Origin of the sequence: Streptomyces sp. Ru72, from assembly GCF_002920635.1 — a bacterium.
Lineage (GTDB): Bacteria > Actinomycetota > Actinomycetes > Streptomycetales > Streptomycetaceae > Streptomyces.
In genome coordinates this window covers 1-238 of record NZ_PQSR01000268.1, presented here as the reverse complement: position 1 = coordinate 238, position 238 = coordinate 1, and the positions used below count along the sequence as shown (strand labels likewise).

The window sequence follows — 238 nt, the reverse complement described above, 5'->3', positions numbered from 1 at the left end:
ATGGTGCTTGCGGCGCCGACGGCCCGCACGGCCGGCCGGTCACCCGGCCGGCCGCCGCCTCAGTCGTCGTGGTCGCCGTGGAACCGCCGCCGTACCGACAGCAGCTCCACTTCGGGACGCGCGGCGACCAGTCGCTCGCAGCGGTCCAGTACGTCTGTGAGGTGCCCCGCGTCGCCGGAGACCGCCGCGAGGCCGATGGTGGCCCTGCGGTAGAGGTCCTGGTCGCCGACCTCCGCCA

1 protein-coding gene is annotated in these 238 nt (G+C 75.2%); it reads right to left on the bottom strand.

Translation table 11 applies throughout. The features are described 5' to 3' along the window. Nucleotides 1-59 precede the first annotated feature (59 nt). Nucleotides 60-238: DUF503 family protein (locus C3488_RS39855; RefSeq protein ID WP_146068047.1), on the bottom strand; the 179-nt coding region annotated here is incomplete at its 5' end.